The organism is Sphingopyxis sp. sgz302558 (assembly GCF_057220455.1).
Map to the genome: position 1 here is coordinate 768,899 of NZ_JBXPUZ010000002.1, position 16,207 is coordinate 785,105.

Annotated in this window: 12 protein-coding genes and 2 tRNA genes; 8 read left to right on the forward strand and 6 right to left on the reverse strand. The window is 62.5% G+C overall.

Annotated features, from left to right (window positions below; genetic code table 11):
* Positions 1 to 71: 71 nt before the first annotated feature.
* A complete protein-coding gene (acs, locus tag AC2TC0_RS09175; protein ID WP_484717202.1) occupies positions 72 to 2,015 on the forward strand; it encodes an acetate--CoA ligase in 1,944 nt (647 codons plus the stop codon).
* Positions 2,016 to 2,027: 12 nt separating this feature from the next.
* Positions 2,028 to 3,164: a zinc-binding dehydrogenase gene (locus AC2TC0_RS09180; protein WP_484717203.1), complete on the forward strand. Its 1,137-nt coding sequence runs from the start codon at positions 2,028 to 2,030 to the stop codon at positions 3,162 to 3,164.
* Here the strand turns inward: AC2TC0_RS09180 and AC2TC0_RS09185 are convergent.
* Positions 3,145 to 3,753: a TetR/AcrR family transcriptional regulator gene (locus AC2TC0_RS09185; RefSeq protein WP_484717204.1), complete on the reverse strand. Its 609-nt coding sequence runs from the start codon at positions 3,751 to 3,753 to the stop codon at positions 3,145 to 3,147. The genes AC2TC0_RS09180 and AC2TC0_RS09185 overlap by 20 nt on opposite strands.
* 110 nt (positions 3,754 to 3,863) lie before the next feature.
* On the opposite strand from AC2TC0_RS09185, the gene AC2TC0_RS09190 reads away from it, so the two are divergent.
* The 3 genes from AC2TC0_RS09190 to AC2TC0_RS09200 are packed head-to-tail and all read left to right on the forward strand — an operon-like array spanning position 3,864 to position 9,522.
* On the forward strand, positions 3,864 to 4,916 hold the full coding sequence (locus AC2TC0_RS09190; RefSeq protein WP_484717205.1) for an efflux RND transporter periplasmic adaptor subunit: 1,053 nt from the start codon (positions 3,864 to 3,866) through the stop codon (positions 4,914 to 4,916).
* Positions 4,913 to 7,963: an efflux RND transporter permease subunit gene (locus AC2TC0_RS09195; RefSeq protein WP_484717206.1), complete on the forward strand. Its 3,051-nt coding sequence runs from the start codon at positions 4,913 to 4,915 to the stop codon at positions 7,961 to 7,963. The genes AC2TC0_RS09190 and AC2TC0_RS09195 overlap by 4 nt, the downstream gene beginning before the upstream one ends.
* Before the next feature lie 47 nt (positions 7,964 to 8,010).
* On the forward strand, positions 8,011 to 9,522 hold the full coding sequence (locus AC2TC0_RS09200) for an acetyl-CoA acetyltransferase (RefSeq protein ID WP_484717207.1): 1,512 nt from the start codon (positions 8,011 to 8,013) through the stop codon (positions 9,520 to 9,522).
* Between the two features lie 87 nt (positions 9,523 to 9,609).
* Here the strand turns inward: AC2TC0_RS09200 and AC2TC0_RS09205 are convergent, their stop codons facing one another.
* From AC2TC0_RS09205 to AC2TC0_RS09220, 4 genes are all read right to left on the reverse strand, one after another.
* A complete protein-coding gene (locus tag AC2TC0_RS09205; RefSeq protein WP_484717488.1) occupies positions 9,610 to 10,593 on the reverse strand; it encodes an NADPH:quinone oxidoreductase family protein in 984 nt (327 codons plus the stop codon).
* A gap of 7 nt (positions 10,594 to 10,600) precedes the next feature.
* Positions 10,601 to 12,526: a PhoX family protein gene (locus tag AC2TC0_RS09210; RefSeq protein WP_484717208.1), complete on the reverse strand. Its 1,926-nt coding sequence runs from the start codon at positions 12,524 to 12,526 to the stop codon at positions 10,601 to 10,603.
* Between the two features lie 70 nt (positions 12,527 to 12,596).
* Positions 12,597 to 13,268 (reverse strand): nitroreductase, encoded by a 672-nt coding sequence (locus AC2TC0_RS09215; RefSeq protein ID WP_484717209.1) that lies wholly within the window; start codon positions 13,266 to 13,268, stop codon positions 12,597 to 12,599.
* A 22-nt stretch (positions 13,269 to 13,290) separates the two neighbouring features.
* Positions 13,291 to 13,381: transfer RNA gene (locus AC2TC0_RS09220), tRNA-Ser, on the reverse strand.
* A gap of 198 nt (positions 13,382 to 13,579) precedes the next feature.
* Here AC2TC0_RS09220 and AC2TC0_RS09225 point away from each other — a divergent pair.
* The 3 genes from AC2TC0_RS09225 to AC2TC0_RS09235 all read left to right on the forward strand — a co-directional run bounded on the left by AC2TC0_RS09225 (position 13,580) and on the right by AC2TC0_RS09235 (position 15,151).
* Entirely contained in the window at positions 13,580 to 14,494 is a 915-nt protein-coding gene (locus AC2TC0_RS09225) for a peptidylprolyl isomerase (protein WP_484717210.1), read from the forward strand.
* Positions 14,495 to 14,525: 31 nt separating this feature from the next.
* Positions 14,526 to 14,849: a DUF1905 domain-containing protein gene (locus AC2TC0_RS09230; RefSeq protein ID WP_484717211.1), complete on the forward strand. Its 324-nt coding sequence runs from the start codon at positions 14,526 to 14,528 to the stop codon at positions 14,847 to 14,849.
* A gap of 227 nt (positions 14,850 to 15,076) precedes the next feature.
* A tRNA-Thr gene (locus tag AC2TC0_RS09235) sits at positions 15,077 to 15,151 on the forward strand.
* Between the two features lie 108 nt (positions 15,152 to 15,259).
* Here AC2TC0_RS09235 and AC2TC0_RS09240 read toward each other — a convergent pair.
* On the reverse strand, positions 15,260 to 16,138 hold the full coding sequence (locus AC2TC0_RS09240; RefSeq protein WP_484717212.1) for a LysR substrate-binding domain-containing protein: 879 nt from the start codon (positions 16,136 to 16,138) through the stop codon (positions 15,260 to 15,262).
* Between the last annotated feature and the right edge of the window lie 69 nt (positions 16,139 to 16,207).

Genomic DNA, 16,207 nt, shown 5'->3' on the forward strand with positions numbered 1-16,207 from the left:
TCTCCCTAAGCTGTTGCCTTGGACGCTAGCGGCTGCTTTACGTGAACGTCAACGAGGGAGTGGAGCTCATCATGGGTGAACCCGTCTATCCGGTGCCGCCGGGCTTTGCTTTGCCGCAGTCGCTGACAGAGGCCGATTATCACCGCGCCTATGCTGAGGCGCGCGACAACCCAGACTATTATTGGCGGCGCGAGGCAAAGCGCCTTGACTGGATGCAGCCGTTCAGCCGCGTCAGCGATTGCAGCTTTAACGAGGCCGACTTCCGCATCCGCTGGTTTGACGACGGCGTGCTCAACGTTTCGGCCAATTGCCTCGACCGCCATCTGGCGGCGCGCGGCGACCAGACCGCGATCATTTTTGAAGGGGATCAGCCGGGCGAAGGACGGACGCTGACCTATCGCGAGCTGCATGCCGAAGTGTGCCGCTTTGCCAATGTGCTGAAATCGCGCGGGGTGGCGAAGGGCGACCGCGTCACTCTGTATATGCCGATGATTCCCGAAGCAGCGGTGGCGATGTTGGCCTGCACGCGTATCGGCGCGATCCACAGCGTGGTGTTCGGCGGCTTTTCGCCGGACAGTCTGGCGGGAAGGATTCAGGATTGCGACTCGCGGCTGGTCATAACGGCGGACGAGGGCGTACGTGGCGGCAAGACGATCCCGCTGAAAGCCAATGTCGATGCGGCGCTGGCGCAATGTCCGTCCGTGGATACAGTCATCGTCGTTGCGCGCACTGGGGCCGAAGTGCCGATGGTCGCCGGGCGCGACGTCGCTTATGCTGAGGCACGCGCGGCGGTGCCCGCCGATTGCCCGCCCGAGCCCATGGGGGCCGAGGACCCGCTGTTCATCCTTTACACTTCGGGTTCGACAGGAAAGCCCAAGGGGGTACTGCACACCACGGCGGGCTATCTGCTGTGGGTCGCCAAAACCTTTGCCGAAGTGTTCGATTACCGTGAAGGCGAAGTCTTCTGGTGCACCGCCGATGTCGGTTGGGTGACCGGACACAGCTATGTCGTCTATGGCCCGCTGGCGAATGGCGCGACGACCGTGATGTTCGATGGCGTGCCCAACTACCCCGATCATGGGCGCTTTTGGGAAACGTGCGACCGGCTGGGCGTTAACATCTTCTACACAGCGCCGACGGCCCTTCGCGCGTTGATGCGCGAAGGCGACGCGCATGTGCAGAAACACCGCCGTACGTCAATCCGGCTACTGGGCACAGTGGGCGAGCCGATCAATCCCGAGGCGTGGGAGTGGTACCACCGCGTTGTCGGGGAGCGGCGCTGCCCTATCGTCGACACCTGGTGGCAGACCGAGACCGGCGGCGCGCTGATCGCGCCCTTGCCCGCGGCAACCCCGCTCAAGCCCGGTAGTGCGACGCGGCCCTTGCCCGGCGTGTTCCCGCAGCTGGTGGATGCCGACGGTGCGGTGCTGGAGGGAGCGGCGAGCGGTAATCTGTGCCTGACAGGCAGCTGGCCGGGGCAGATGCGTACCGTGTGGGGCGACCATGAGCGCTTTTTCCAGACCTTTTTCACCACCTATCCGGGGAAATATTTCACCGGTGATGGCTGTCGCCGCGACGAGGATGGCTATTACTGGATTACGGGCCGCGTTGATGATGTCATCAATGTGTCGGGGCACCGCATGGGCACCGCCGAAGTCGAGAGCGCGCTGGTTGCCCACGCCAAGGTTGCCGAGGCTGCGGTCGTCGGCATGCCACACGAAATCAAAGGGCAGGGCATTTACGCCTATGTCACGCTAAACGCGGGCGAGCCCGATAGCGAAGAACTGCGAGCCGAGCTGAAAAAATGGGTGCGCCATGAAATTGGGCCCATTGCGACGCCCGACGCCATCCAGTTTGCGCCGGGGCTGCCCAAGACTCGCAGCGGCAAGATCATGCGCCGTATCCTGCGCAAGATCGCCGAAAATGACGTGGGCAATCTGGGCGACACCTCGACACTTGCCGACCCATCGGTGGTCGACAATCTGGTTTCCAACCGCATTACTGCCGCTTCCTGAAGGATCATATTCATGACCGATTTGCTTGCCACCAACCTGACCATGCTGTCCGAAATCAAGGATAGCGGTACGCTGGAAATCAGTCTGGCGCGGCTGCCTATGCCCGAGCCAAAGCCGCACGAGGTGCTGGTCAAGGTGCTGGCTGCGCCGATCAACCCGTCGGACCTAGGCTTGCTGGTTGGCGCCGGCGATGTGAAACAGGCGGTAGCTGGAACGCGCGATGGTTTGCCGCTCGTCACCGCGCCAGTGGGGGCCGCAGGGCTTCGCGCCATGGCGGGACGGATGAACGAAGCGATGCCCATCGGCAATGAAGGCTGTGGTGTGGTCGTTGCAACGGGTAGCAATCCCGACGCGCAGGCGCTTCTCGGCAAGACCGTCGCGCTGCTGGGTGGAGCGATGTATGCCGAATATCGCTGTTTGCCGGTGCAGATGTGTATGGTCCTGCCTGACGGTACCGACCCTGAGGATGGTGCATCCTGTTTCGTCAATCCGTTGACCTCGCTCGCTTTTACCGAGGTGATGAAGGCCGAAGGGCACAGCGCCATCGTTCACACCGCCGCCGCGTCCAACCTTGGGCAAATGCTGGTCAAGATTTGTTCGAAGGACGGCATTCCGCTCGTTAACATCGTTCGCACACCAGCGCAGGTCGAACTGCTAAAGGGGATTGGCGCGCAGCATGTGCTGGACAGTAGCAGCGAGAATTTTCGCAATGACCTGGTCGCAGCCCTCACCGAAACCGGCGCGACCATAGCGTTTGACGCCATTGGCGGTGGATCGCTGGGCGGTCAGATATTGGCGGCGATGGAGCAGGCCGCTGTCGCGCGCATGGCGAGCTATAGCCGTTATGGCAGCGATACTTTCAAACAGCTCTATATCTATGGCGCGCTTGACCTTGGCCCCACCAGTTTCAACCGCAGTTTCGGCTTCTCTTGGTCCATTTCAGGCTTTCTGCTGACACCGTTCATGCAGAAAGCAGGCATGGAAACTGTTGGCAGGATGCGCCAGCGCGTTGTTGATGAGCTTACGACCACCTTCAAAAGCCACTACAGCCACCGGGTGACGCTGGAACAGGCGCTCGATGTGGCCACGCTACAGGCCTATGAGGCCAAGCGTACCGGGGAGAAATATCTTATCCGTCCGCACGGTTGAGGCCGCGCCATCCCGCGAGGCACAAGTCAACCATCCGCTCGATATGTGCGGCAAGCGCCGCCTCGTCCCAACGCGTTAGCCCCATTTCCACCGCCAGCATCGGCTTTGACCGCCACAGGGCTAAAAGATCGGTGGCTGCGGTGGCGGGGTCTTCCACCTCGAGGCCCAACCGCGTGATCAAAAGCGCCAGCCGGTCCTGCGTGGGCAAGATGGCGGCATCGTGAAACAATGGCCCAAGTTGCGGTGCGCGCTCGCGCTCGGCGACGACCAGTCTGTGCACGGCAAGCGCCTCTGCGTGAAGGATGAGTCCTAGAAAAGCATGGCCAAAGGCAATGAGCGCGTCGCGTGGGTTGCCGTGTCCCGGAATGTCAGTGTCAAAATGGCCGAGCATCGCCGCGCAGCGTGCGGTGACCGCTTCAGCAAACAGCCGGTCTTTCGAACCAAAATGACGATAGGCGGTCAGCTTTGACGTGCCCGCGCGGCGGGCCACCGCATCCATCGATGTCGACGAGAAGCCAAGCTGCGCAAACAGTTCTTGCGCCGCCACCAATATGGCAGCGCGCTTGGCTGGGTCCGGGGGGCGGCCCACCGGGACTTGTCGCACTTTTTTGCCCATAAAAAAGCCATCTAGCATTTGTAAACCGCTGAGTATAGTAATCTTGCGACTCACTCGCTCTCCCCCTTTTCCTGGAGTGATGCATGCGCGCCACCGCCCTGGTCATTTTTGCTGCCGCAGGCTCGCTGCTGCTGGCAGCCTGCGCGGATACCGATGCACAACCACAGCAGCAGGCGGCAAAGCCAGTGCCGGTCGCGGTGGCTACTGTGGGCCGTGCTTTGGATGGTGAAGGAGCCTTGGTCAGCGGCACGGTCCGTGCGCGCCAAGAAGCCAGTCTGGCTTTTGTCGTCGCGGGAAGGGTGACTCGCATATTGGTGAATGAAGGCGACCGAGTCGCTGCCGGGCAATTGCTGGCCCAGCTTGACATGGTTGAGGTCAATGCCGGTGTTGCGGCCAGCCGCGCCGAACAGGTCCGCGCCGATGCTGAGCTGGCGCGGCAGCGCGAATTGTTTGCCAAAGGCTGGGTAACCAAGGCGCGCGTCGAATCCGCTGAGGCCGCCGCCAGTGCCGCTCGTTCAAATAGTGCGTCGAGCGGTTTTGCACAGCGTTACGCACGAATCACGGCTCCAGGCGCTGGTGTTGTACTCGCACGGTCCGCTGAGCCAGGACAGATTGTCGCTGCAGGTACGCCGGTACTTACGGTCAGCCAAGCCGGCGAAGGTCTAGTCCTACGCGTGGCAGTAACCGACAGCCAGCTTGCTGCATTGCGGGTGGGTCAGGTGGCGACGGTGCAGTTGCCAGCTTTAGGGAACAAGCCGATGGCGGCGCGGGTCATCGAGTTGGGTGGACGTGGTGATGCGCGCACAGGCACCTTTGAAGCCGAACTGGCTTTGCCACCGCTCGCCGGATTGCGGTCCGGGATGATCGGTGAGGCCCGCTTGCCAGCCACAGACCGGTCAGGCGCGCTCGAAATTCCGGCTAGTGCGGTTTTCCAAGCACGTGCGGGCGAGGCCTTTGTTTATGTTGTCGATGGAGACAATAAGGCGATTGTCCGCCGCATCACGACCGGCCGTGTAGACAATCGCGCGATTGAGGTGCTTAGCGGCCTCTCGCCCGGCGAAAAGGTGGTGAGCAAGGGCCTGTCGCGCATCCGGGCAGGCGTAACCGTTGCTCCGCAGCCGGATAGCGCGCCGTGAAATTGATCGATTTTGCCATCACGCGGTGGCAGATCACCTTGGTTGCCTTTGCGCTGATGGCGGCATTGGGTATCACCGCGCTAAACACAATCCCGCGGTCTGTTGACCCGCATTTTCCCATCCCAGTCACGGTAATCCTTGCTGCGCAGCCGGGTGCTGATCCGGCCGATATGGAACAGACCATTGCCAAGCCCATCGAGGATGTACTGCGGGGGCTCGACGACATTGAGGAAATTCAGTCCACTTCGGGTGACGGCTTCGCGACCATCATCGCCGAGTTTGACTGGGGCAGCGACACCGAAAAGAACTATGACGGAGTGGTGCGTGAGGTAAACGCGATACGCAGTCAGCTCCCGTCATCCTTGGCGCGGCTTGAGTTTCGCAAGGTTCGCACCACTGAAAGCGCGGTGGTTCAGCTCGCGTTGGTGAGCAACGGCGCATCGCCTCGCCGGATCGAGAAATATGCCGACGACCTGCGCGATGAAATCAACAAAGTCGACGGGGTACGCAACGCGCGCGTTTACGGTCTCGCCCGCCCACAGGTTATGGTAGATATCGACGCAACGCGGTTGGCGCAGGCGGGAATTGCAGTGACCGCGGTCGCCGATGCGCTGCGCACCGCCGGGGCTGATCTGCCACCCGGCGCCGTGCAGTCCGGTGGTAGCCGCTTCAACGTTAAGACCGACGGCGCATTTCGTTCGCTTGATGAAGTCCGCGATGTGCCGGTGCGTGCGGTAGATGGCCGTGTCGTACGCGTCGCGGATGTTGCATCGGTCAGCTGGAAGCCAGCCGAAGCGAGCCATGTAGCGCGCTTCAACGGCAAGCAGGCGATATGGCTGACCGCCACGCAAAAGGACAACCGTGACGTCCGCAAAGTGCGCGACGCGGTGATGGCGACGGTCGAAGCGTATCGCGCGACTTTGCCGCCAGACATGCAGATCGAACTGGTTTTTGACCAGAGCTTGGACGTCCGCGCCAAACTGACCGTGTTGGCCCGCGATTTCTCCATTGCCGTGCTGCTGGTGCTGATCACGCTGCTGCCGCTGGGGCCGCGCGCCGCGGCGGTGGTGATGGTGTCGATACCCTTGAGCTTGCTGATGGGGCTGTTCGCCATGCAGCTCTTGGGCTTCACGCTCAACCAGCTGGCCATCACGGGTTTCATTGTCGCGCTGGGGTTGTTGGTCGACGACAGCATCGTTGTGACGGAAAATATCGCGCGGCACTTGCGGATGGGCAAGGAACGCACGCAGGCTGCGATCGACGGCACGAAAGAAATTGCGGTGGCCGTGCTGGGCTGCACCGCGACGCTGGTTTTTGCCTTTCTGCCGCTGGTGTTCCTGCCCGAGGGCGCTGGGAAGTTCACCCGGTCACTACCGCTGGCGGTGCTGATGACGGTGCTCGCTTCTTACATTATCTCCATGACCATTGTGCCATTTCTGGCGGCGCGCATCTTGCCGTTGCACGAAGCGCCAGAGGGCAACCGATTCCTGCAGGCAGTGCAGGGGTTGATCCACCGTTTCTATGCGCCGGTGTTGCACCTGTCGCTGACGCATCCGCGCCGTGCGCTGACCTTGTCGATGGCACTGTGTTTCGGCGCGCTGGGACTGGTGCCGGTGATAGGGTCGAGCCTGTTTCCGCCTGCCGACGCGACCTATTTCCTGGTCGATGTCGAAACGCCGCAAGGCTCGTCGCTGATGCGCACCGATCGCGCAATCCGTTACGTCGAAGACGCGATGGCCAAGGAGCAGGACATCGTCCGCCGCCTCGCCAATGTCGGGCGGGGCAATCCGCAGGTATTTTACAATGTCCGCGACGAGGCGGAGGCAACGAACATTGGCAATGTCCTGGGCATCATCGAAAAGTTCAAGGGCGACGATACCGTTGCGATGTACAACCGGCTGCGCGTCAAGTTCGACGCCTATCCCGACGCACGCATCGTGCTGCGCCAGTTTCAGAATGGCCCGCCGATCGAAGCGCCGATTTCGGTCTCGGTCGTGGGCACCGACCTCGACACCATTCGCAGCCTGTCGGCGCGGGTCGAGAAATTGATGCGCGAGACGCCGGGTACGCGCGATGTGCAAAACCCGCTGGCGGTGGACCGGATCGACCTTAATCTGGGCGTCGACAGCGATCGTGCCGCCTTGCTGGGCATCGCGCCGGGGACGGTGCGGCGTGTGACGCGGCTGTCGCTGGCGGGCGAAACATCGGGCCGTTTCCGCGATGCCGAGGGCGACAGTTTTGATGTGGTGACACGGTTGCCGCGTGCCGATTTTCAGACGGTGTCAGCGCTGGAGCGCATCTATGTGCCCAGCAACAACGGTGGCATCGTGCCGCTGTCCCAAATCAGCACCCCCTATCTGGCGAGTGCTCCGGCGCAAATCAGCCGGTATCAGCAGCAGCGCTCGAACAGCATTTCAGCCTATATCGAGACCGGCGTCCTCAACAGCCGGGTCAGCCGCGACTTTTACAACCGGCTGGATAGCATCGCCTTGCCGCCGGGCTATCGTTTCGAGGTTGGCGGCGAAGCGAAAGCGTCGGCGAACAGCTTTGCTGGCATGGGACCCATTGTGATGCTTGCCTTGTTCGGTGTGCTGATGGTGCTGGTACTGGAGTTTGGCCGGTTCCGCGAAACGCTGGTGGTGGCGGGGGTGATTCCGCTCGGCATGTTCGGAGGGCTGATTGCGCTGCTGCTGACCGGGAACAGCCTGAGTTATAACGCGCTGATCGGCTTTGTTGCGCTGATCGGCATCGAGATCAAGAACAGCATTTTGCTGGTCGATTTCACCACCCAGCTACGCCAGCAGGGCGTCGAATTGCGTGAGGCGATCGAGCGTGCGGGCGAGGTGCGATTCCTGCCGGTTCTGCTAACCAGCGTGACGGCGATTGGCGGCTTGTTGCCGCTTGCCTTGTCAGGGTCGGGGCTGTTCTCACCGCTCGCATGGGTGATAATCGGCGGGCTGGTGTCGTCGACGCTGCTGTCGCGCGTGGTCACGCCGGTGATGTATCTGCTGCTGGTCAGGGGCGCGCCGCCGCCACCGGTGACTTGACGTTCGCGTAAAGTGCAGGGCATGGCAAGGGCGAGGAGCACGCCGCAATGCCCATGACCGACCCTGAACATATCCCCGTCATCATTGCGGGCGGTCAGGTCAACGATCGGCCTGCAGACCCCGATGACGGTCTTGATTCGTTGGGGCTGATGGTTGCGGCCTTGCGCGCGGCGGAAGCCGACGCCGGGGTTGGGCCATTGCTGGGCGATCTCGACAGCCTCGCCATTGTTGATCAGATCAGCTTTCGCCACCTGGGCAAGCTGTGCGAACCGCTTGCTGCCGCCATTGGGGTGACGCCTGCCGTCAATTACCAGTCCGAAGCACCGCACGGCGACACGCCGATCCGGCTGTTAAACGAGGCCGCCAATCGCATTGGTGGGGGCGAAATCCGGCTGGCCGCCATCGTAGGAGCCGAAGCACTGCGCACCGCCGCCGGGCGCGCGGCCAAAGCGGCGACAGGCGAAGATCGCAGCTATAGCGAGATCCGCAAAGTAGCGACGCGGCAAGAGCCCAATTATGCGCAAGTACACGGGCTGATCGCGCCGGTTGACGTTTATCCGCTGTATGAAAATGCCGGGCGTGCGGCTTACGGTCAGAGTCTTGCCGAGGCACAGGCCGAAAGCGCCGCCATCTGGTCGCAAATGAGCCAAGTGGCGGCGAAAAATGATGGCGCCTGGATCCGCAAGGCGGTTACCCCCGAGGCGGTGCTGGCCAGCGGGGAGGGCAATCGCCCTATCGCTTTCCCTTATAACAAGCTGATGGTTGCCAATGCTTCGGTCAACCAGGGTGCGGGGTTTATCGTCGCGAGTCTGGCCGAAGCACGGCGTCGCGGTGTGCCCGAAAGCCGCATCATCTATGTCGGCATGGGGGCTGCGGCGAAGGAAGCGGGCAGCATTTTGAAGCGCGACCGGTATGACCGCTCGGTCAGCATGGACACCGCAATCCGCCGCACACTGCAGTTAAACCAGACGACGGCGACGGATTTTGACTTCGTGGAACTTTACAGCTGTTTTCCGTGCGTTCCCAAAATGGCGCGGCGCACACTGGACTGGCCAGTCAATCGCCCCGCGACCGTGTTTGGCGGGCTGACCTTTGGCGGTGGGCCGATTGCCAATTACATGAGCCATGCCGTCGTTTCGATGGTGGAACGGTTGCGCCACGAAGGTCGCGCTGGTTTCCTGTTCGCCAATGGCGGCTTTGCCACCGACAATCATTGCATTGTCTTGGCAAACCAGCCGATCGCGGCAGCGCAATTCCCACAGGATTTTGACTATCAGGCCGAAGCGGATGCGGCGCGCGAAGCCATCCCGCCGCTGGATGAGGCCTATGTCGGGCTGGCGACAATCGAAACCTTCACGGTCTTTTATGCCCGCGACGGCGTGCCCCGGGCGGGCGTGGTGGTCGCGCGAACGCCAGAAGGCGCTCGGACGCTGGCCCATGTCGATGCAGGCGATGCAGCCATGGTGGCGTTTCTGACCGATGGAAAGGTGGAGCCGGTGGGGACGGGCGGGGTGATTGTTGCAGGCGAGGGCAACTATAGGGTCTGGCAGAAGTCCTAAATACAGCGCGTCATTGCGAGCGACGCGAAGCAAGCTAGGGAGTGGCAATCCGCGCTGGATTACTTGGCTACGCTCGCAATGACAGAGTCAGCTCCACGGGAGCAGCACCACTTTACCCACTACCTTCCGCTCGTCGAGCATTGCAAACCCTTCGCGCCATTCCCTCAGCGGGAGTGCGGCGTGGACATGCGGGCGGATCGCACCCGATGCCGCCAGCGCGTCGATCGCTGCCAGATTCTCCGCCCCGCGCTCTGGAAAACGCCGCCCATATTCGCCCGCGCGCACCCCCAGCACCGAAAAGCCCTTGATCAGCGGAATGTTGGCGTTGACGGTCGGGATGCGGCCCGACGTGAAACCGACCACCAGCAGGCGTCCGTCGAACGCAATGCAGCGGCAGCTTTCGTCGAATATGTCGCCGCCGACCGGGTCGAAGATGACATTGGCTCCGGTACCACCCGTAATGTCCTGCACCACCTGGCGGAAACCCGGCGCGCTGTCGATGACCGCGTTCGGAGCATATAGGCCGGCAATGGCCGCACGTTTTTCTGCTGAAGCACTGGCGGCGATTACGCGCGCCCCCAGATGCTGCGCCAGATCGACGCAGGCCAGACCCACGCCGCCAGCTGCGCCATGCACCAGCACCCATTCGCCGGGTTGCACCAGCGCCCGCCGCACCAGTGCGACCCACGCCGTCAGGTAAGTCGCGCCAAATGCTGCGCCTTGTGCCCAATCGAGCGTCGCGGGTTTGGGTCGCGCCGTAGTGGCGCGAACGCAAACATATTGGGCCATGCAGCCTGACCGGTTGCCCGCGACTACGGCTTCGCCGACCCGCGCAGGATCGACGCCGGTACCGACAGCATCGATCACACCCGAACATTCGATCCCGGCGACAAAGGGCAGGTCGGGTTTGAACTGATATTCGCCGCGTGTCATCAACAGGTCGGGAAAATTGATCGCAGCGGCGCGCACGGCAATCCGCACCTCGCCCGGTGCTGGTTCGGGCACCGCAATGTCCGCTAATGCGCAGCCGCCATAGTCGGGCAGCAGCGCGCTGACCTGCATCGCCTGCATGACATGCTCAGCCGCCAATCGGTCCGCCATCCTCGCGCCGGATTGCAACTACACTGGGGCGCGGCGGTGACGCGGGTTGGAAATCGGGCCACCGCGTTGTCGGCTTTTCAAAGGTCGCTGGGTTGTCGTCATCGCCGTCGCCGGGATGCTGCACCGCGACGAACAGCGTATCACCGCCCGGGGTGAAGCGCGGCCCGCATAGTTCTGCCCCAACCGGACAGCGGAAGAAATGCCGCCCGGTGGCCCGGTCGCCGCCGTCGGTGCCAATGGCCCACAGACCGTCCGCCGCACCCGTCGCATCATTGCCGTCGGTCGATACCCACAGCCGCCCTTTTGCATCCAATGCGCAATTGTCGGGGCTGCCGAGCCAGCCGTCGGGCGAGGTGCTGCCGTTCCACGTCGCGCCCACCGCCGGGTCGGCAGGGTCGCCGCAGCGTACAAGGATTTCCCAACGCGAGCTGGTCGCAGTGAAATCGCCGTCGGGTTCGCGGATTTCGATGATGTGCCCGAACTTATTGTCGGCACGCGGGTTGGCGGCGTTAACCTGACCTGCGGTGCGGCGACTGTTATTGGTCAGCATCACCCACACGCGCCCGGTGCGTGGGTCGGGCTCGACATCCTCGGGCCGGTCCATTGGCGTTGCTCCGAGCAGATCGCCTGCGCGGCGCGCTTCGATCACGACATCCGCTTGGCTGGCGAAACCGTTGGCTGGTGTAAGCGGGCCGAAACCTTGGACCAGCGGCAGCCACGCGACAGTGCCATCGGCATCAAAGCGCGCGACATAAAGGGTGCCTTGGTCGAGCAAATTCCGGTTGGCGGCGCGATTCTTGGCATCGAATCGGCCTGCGGTGACGAATTTATAGACATAGTCGAAGCGCTGGTCGTCACCCATATAAATGACCACGCGGCCGTCGGGCGCGACCACGGTTTCGCAGCCTTCATGCTTGAACCGGCCCAAGGCGGTGCGCTTTTTGGGCGTGGACATGGGATCAAGCGGGTCGATTTCGACAATCCAGCCGAAGCGGTTGGGCTCATTGGGTTCTTTGGCGAGGTTGTAGCGGTCGTCAAACCGCCCCCACTGATACCAACTGCCGGGCAGGCCCATGCGCTTGTGGTTCGCGGCCTCGGGATGTCCCGCAGGCAGGTCGCCCAGAAAATTGCCGTTGATATTCTCTTCCGCCGACAGCCAGGTACCCCATGGCGTCATCCCGCCGGCGCAATTATTCATCATGCCCGACACGGTGGTTCCCGCCGGATCGGCGCTGGTGCGCATGCGCGGATGTCCAGCGGCAGGGCCGCTGATGGTCATCGGCGTCGTATCGGCGGTGACGCGGCGGTTGTATTTGGAACCGCGCACGACCGACCATTTGTCGCCCTTGCGCGCCACCTCGACCACGCTGCCGCCGTGCGCGGCCATTTCGATGGCGCACAGCTCGCGCGTCATCGATTTGGGATAGGTTGTGGCAACGCCGGGCAGCATTAGGGTCGTCGAGCTATATTCATGATTGACGCACAACAGGCCGCGTTCGTCGGCATCGCCCTTTCCCAGCGGAGTATAGCCGAGGAAGTCGTTGTTATAGCCGAACTGACGCCGCTGACTTGCTGCCGACTGGTTCAGCGGATCGAACGCGGGACTGTCGGCGAACAATGGATCGCCCCAGCGGATCAGGATGTCGGCGCGATATCCCGCCGCGACATGATGCGTTTCATCCATGCCGCGCGATATTTCGGGGAAGTTGAACGGCGGCGGCGTGGCCGGGGCGGAGAGCGCAACATTGCTGGTCTCGCCATTCGCGCAGCCCGCCAAAGCCAAAGCACCAAGTCCGCCAACCATTGCGCGGCGCGACAGCCGCGCTTCGATGATTTCGTTCATCGTCACCACGCCTTCGGCGATGCGTGGGTTGCTGGTGATATTCTCGCTCGCGTCAATCATTTGCCCGCTCCGATTCCCGTCCTTCGTTAGGACAGGGCGGCGATGACAGCAATGTGACGATATTGCCGATTCAGAAGCCGACGAAAGTTGCCGCTTCCGCCACGGATTTGCGTTCGGACACGACAGCATTTGCGGGGAAGCTGAAATCGGGCCAGCCCAGCGCGATGCTCTTCATGATGACCTGATCGTCGGCGATTCCGGCATGTTCGCGCACCACCGGCGATTGCATGATGCCCTGACTGTTGATCACGGTGCCCAGCCCGCGTGACCAAGCCGCGTTGACCAGCGCGGTTGCCACGGCGCCGCAATCGAACGGGGTGTCGTCGCTGCCGTCGCAGACCTTGTCATAGGTGATGATGATGCACACAGGCGCGTCAAACTGGCGGAAGCCGCGCAGCACCCAGTCCTGCCGCGCCGCCGCATCGTCGCGGGCGATGCCCATTTCGGCGAACAGCTGCTTGGCGACGAAAATCTGGCGCTCGCGGTGCACCCCGGTGAAGGGTTGGCCCTGCCGAAACTCCCGGCTTTGCGGCACGCCGGCGACCATGCGTTCGGTATTGCCGGCGCGAATGCGGTCGAGCGGCTCGCCGGTGATGACGTAGAAATTATACGGCTGGGTGTTCATCGACGAGGGCGCGCGCATGGCGAGGGCCAGGATTTCCTCGATCAGCTCGCGCGGCACGGGATCGGGCTTGTAGCCCCGGATACTGCGGCGGCCGAGGATGACTTCGTCGAATGTCATGGGAGTCCTTGCGCTGGTCGAATGGCGGAGCGGGAGGGATTCGAACCCTCGATGGGCTTTTGACCCATACTCACTTTCCAGGCGAGCGCCTTCGACCACTCGGCCACCGCTCCGCATTGCTTGGAACGGTGCGCCCTAATGCGATGAACCCACGCTGGCAAGGGTGAGCCCGTGTCGACCCCCAACCCGTCTGTGCTGAGCTTGTCGAAGCACCGTCCTTCCTTTCAATGGCGCCAAGAAAGAACGACCCTTCGACAAGCTCAGGGTGGACGGTTATGGGGGAGGGGGTGGTTGTGGACAGAGGGCAGGGTATGAAGAAACTGATGCTGGCATTGGGTGTAGCCGCGTTTGCGGTGTCGGTTGGCATGGCCCAAACTCCGCCACCCCCCGCGCCATCCCCCGGCGAAATCGTCGCAGCTGCTCCGGCCAGCGACTGGACCGCCATCGCGCCGTCGGACCTGCTGGTGATGGACCTCGCGCCGGGTGCGCGCGGGGCGCGCCGCGTCGTCATCCAGCTGATGCCTGCACCGTTCAGCCAGGGGTGGATCGGCAACATCCGCAAACTTGCGGCGGCGAAATGGTGGGACGGCGCCAGCGTCAACCGGGTGCAGGACAATTATGTCGTCCAATGGGGCGACGCGACCGAGAAGAAGGCATTGCCAGAGGGTTTGGTAGAGATACCGGAGAGTGAGTATCAAACTCCGCGCTCATCCGGATTCGCTACATGGTTTTCCTGGCTACAAGATAAAAACTACGCGCACCACGTTGGATTTAAATCGGCTTGGCCGATAGGCTGGGATGCGACACGAGCTTGGCCCGTCCACTGCTATGGCATGGTCGGCGTAGGCCGCAATCTGTCGCCTGACACCGGAAGCGGCGCCGAGCTTTACGCCGTCATCGGTCACGCCCCGCGCCACCTCGACCGCAATATCGCGCTGGTCGGGCGGGTGATCGAGGGGGTTGAGCATCTGTCCAGCCTGCCGCGCGGCACCGGGACGCTGGGGTTTTATGAGACGGAAGTGGAGCGCGTGCCGATCCTTTCAGTGCGTATTGGCACCGAGATCGCCGATTTGCCCGCCTTTGAATATCTGTCGACTGAAAGTGCGAGTTTCGCGAAATATGCCGACGCGCGCGCGAACCGGCGCGATCCGTTTTTCAATGTGCCCGCCGGGGGTGCGGACATTTGCAATATCCCGGTGCCGGTGCGGCGGGTGGTGGCGAAATGAAATCCTCCCCGAGCCTGCTCGGGGAGGATTCATGACCGAATCCTACACCGTCACCGCCACCATTTGGATCTGGAACAGCGACAAGGGCGCGTCGTCGTGGCATTTCCTGACCATCAGCGGCCAAGCTGCCGATGACATCCACGCCACCGCGCTGATGCGGCGGATGGAGGGTGGGCCGAAGCGCGGCTGGGGATCGCTGAAGGTGCGCGCGGCCATTGGCGACACCCAATGGGACACGTCGATTTTTCCTGACAAGGCCAGCGGTGGCTGGTTCCTGCCGGTCAAGGCGGCGGTCCGCAAAGCCGAGGAGCTGGTCGCAGGCGACGCGGTGACCGTTACGGTTGACCTGCTTTAGGATCGGGCTTCCCGCGCGCCTGTTCTTTTCGTTTGCGCAGATTTTCGCGCAGCGCCTGGGCCAGTCGCTCTTCGCGCTCCTTGTCGGATGGGGCAGGGGGTTGGGCCATATCCGGCGAATGACGCGCTATAGCCGGTTTCGTCAAGCCTGCATGGCTTGACAGCGGCAGGCCTCAACGCCATAGGCCGCGCCTGCCCACGCCGCTTGGTTGGCTGGGTCATGGTTACGCTGCTGTAGCTCAGTGGTAGAGCGCGTCATTGGTAATGACGAGGTCGACAGTTCAATCCTGTCCAGCAGCACCATTTTCCGGAGTTAGTAACCCGCATTTTCGTCGTCCCGAACTTGTTTCGGGACAACAGGCCACCGTGGCTTGTTATCCCGGATCAAGTCCGGGATGACGAGGCTTTGGTTTAGATCTTCGCCGCGACCAGCCAATCATGGAACAGCTTCACCGCGGGCTGCCGCATCGCGCGCGGGCGGCACACGAACCAATAGCTGTAGGGGCTGTCGACATTGAAATCGAACAGCCGCACCAACCGCTCGTCGTTGGCATCATCGAAGTGGTGGCCGTGCATGAAGGCGACGCCAACGCCTTGCGCCGCCGCTTCTAGCATCAGCGGCCCGCTGTCGAAATAATCGATCGCCTGCGGTTCGAGATAGGGCATGCCGATGGCGTTTTTCCACTCGTTGAACGTCTCTGGCATTTCGCGGTGCAGCAGCACGGTTGCCCGCTGCAAATGTTCGGGCACGGTGATTTTTTCATTGCCCTCGATCAGGCTACGAGACGCGATTGGGAATACTTGATCCTGATCAAGGCGCACCGCGTAGAGCGCGGGATCGATGGCCCGCGCCAGGGCAATCGCGGCGTCGATCCCCTCGGACAGGCGCGCTTCGCCATGGGACAGGGTTTCAATGTCGATGTGCAACTGCGGGTGGAGCCTGCGAAGTTCGGGAAGCCGCGGGAACAAGCGTTGCTGTGCAAACAGAGGCAAAACGTTTAGGTGCAGCCGCAGCGTCGCGTCGGGTGCGGCAGTGTTGCGCAGGATAGTGCGCAGCTCCTCAAGCACCGGGGTTAGTTCCTCGTGCAGGCGACGTCCCGCCTCGGTCAAGCGCAGCCCATGATGATGGCGGTCGAACAGTGGGCGGCCAACGCGATGTTCCAGTGTCTGGATGCGCCGCGACAGCGCGGGCATCGACAGGCCAAGCTCGGTCGCCGCCGCCTTGACTGTGCCAAGCCGTGCGACTTCCATAAAGGCTTCCATGCTGCTGAGCGGCGGTAGGCGGCCCATGTCTTCTCCCGTTTATGAACGTCAACATGACATGAGCGGGGCAACGTTGCCAAGTTTATTGTGCAGTGC

Bases quoted from the DNA above. Each gene is read 5' to 3' on its own strand.
- AC2TC0_RS09240 (WP_484717212.1), bottom strand. From the start codon at position 16,138: ATGGGCCGCCTACCGCCGCTCAGCAGCATGGAAGCCTTTATGGAAGTC.
- AC2TC0_RS09200 (WP_484717207.1), top strand. From the start codon at position 8,011: ATGCCCATGACCGACCCTGAACATATCCCCGTCATCATTGCGGGCGGT.
- AC2TC0_RS09225 (WP_484717210.1), top strand. From the start codon at position 13,580: ATGAAGAAACTGATGCTGGCATTGGGTGTAGCCGCGTTTGCGGTGTCG.
- AC2TC0_RS09180 (WP_484717203.1), top strand. From the start codon at position 2,028: ATGACCGATTTGCTTGCCACCAACCTGACCATGCTGTCCGAAATCAAG.
- AC2TC0_RS09230 (WP_484717211.1), top strand. From the start codon at position 14,526: ATGACCGAATCCTACACCGTCACCGCCACCATTTGGATCTGGAACAGC.
- AC2TC0_RS09205 (WP_484717488.1), bottom strand. From the start codon at position 10,593: ATGCAGGCGATGCAGGTCAGCGCGCTGCTGCCCGACTATGGCGGCTGC.
- AC2TC0_RS09210 (WP_484717208.1), bottom strand. From the start codon at position 12,526: ATGATTGACGCGAGCGAGAATATCACCAGCAACCCACGCATCGCCGAA.
- AC2TC0_RS09190 (WP_484717205.1), top strand. From the start codon at position 3,864: ATGCGCGCCACCGCCCTGGTCATTTTTGCTGCCGCAGGCTCGCTGCTG.
- acs (WP_484717202.1), top strand. From the start codon at position 72: ATGGGTGAACCCGTCTATCCGGTGCCGCCGGGCTTTGCTTTGCCGCAG.
- AC2TC0_RS09215 (WP_484717209.1), bottom strand. From the start codon at position 13,268: ATGACATTCGACGAAGTCATCCTCGGCCGCCGCAGTATCCGGGGCTAC.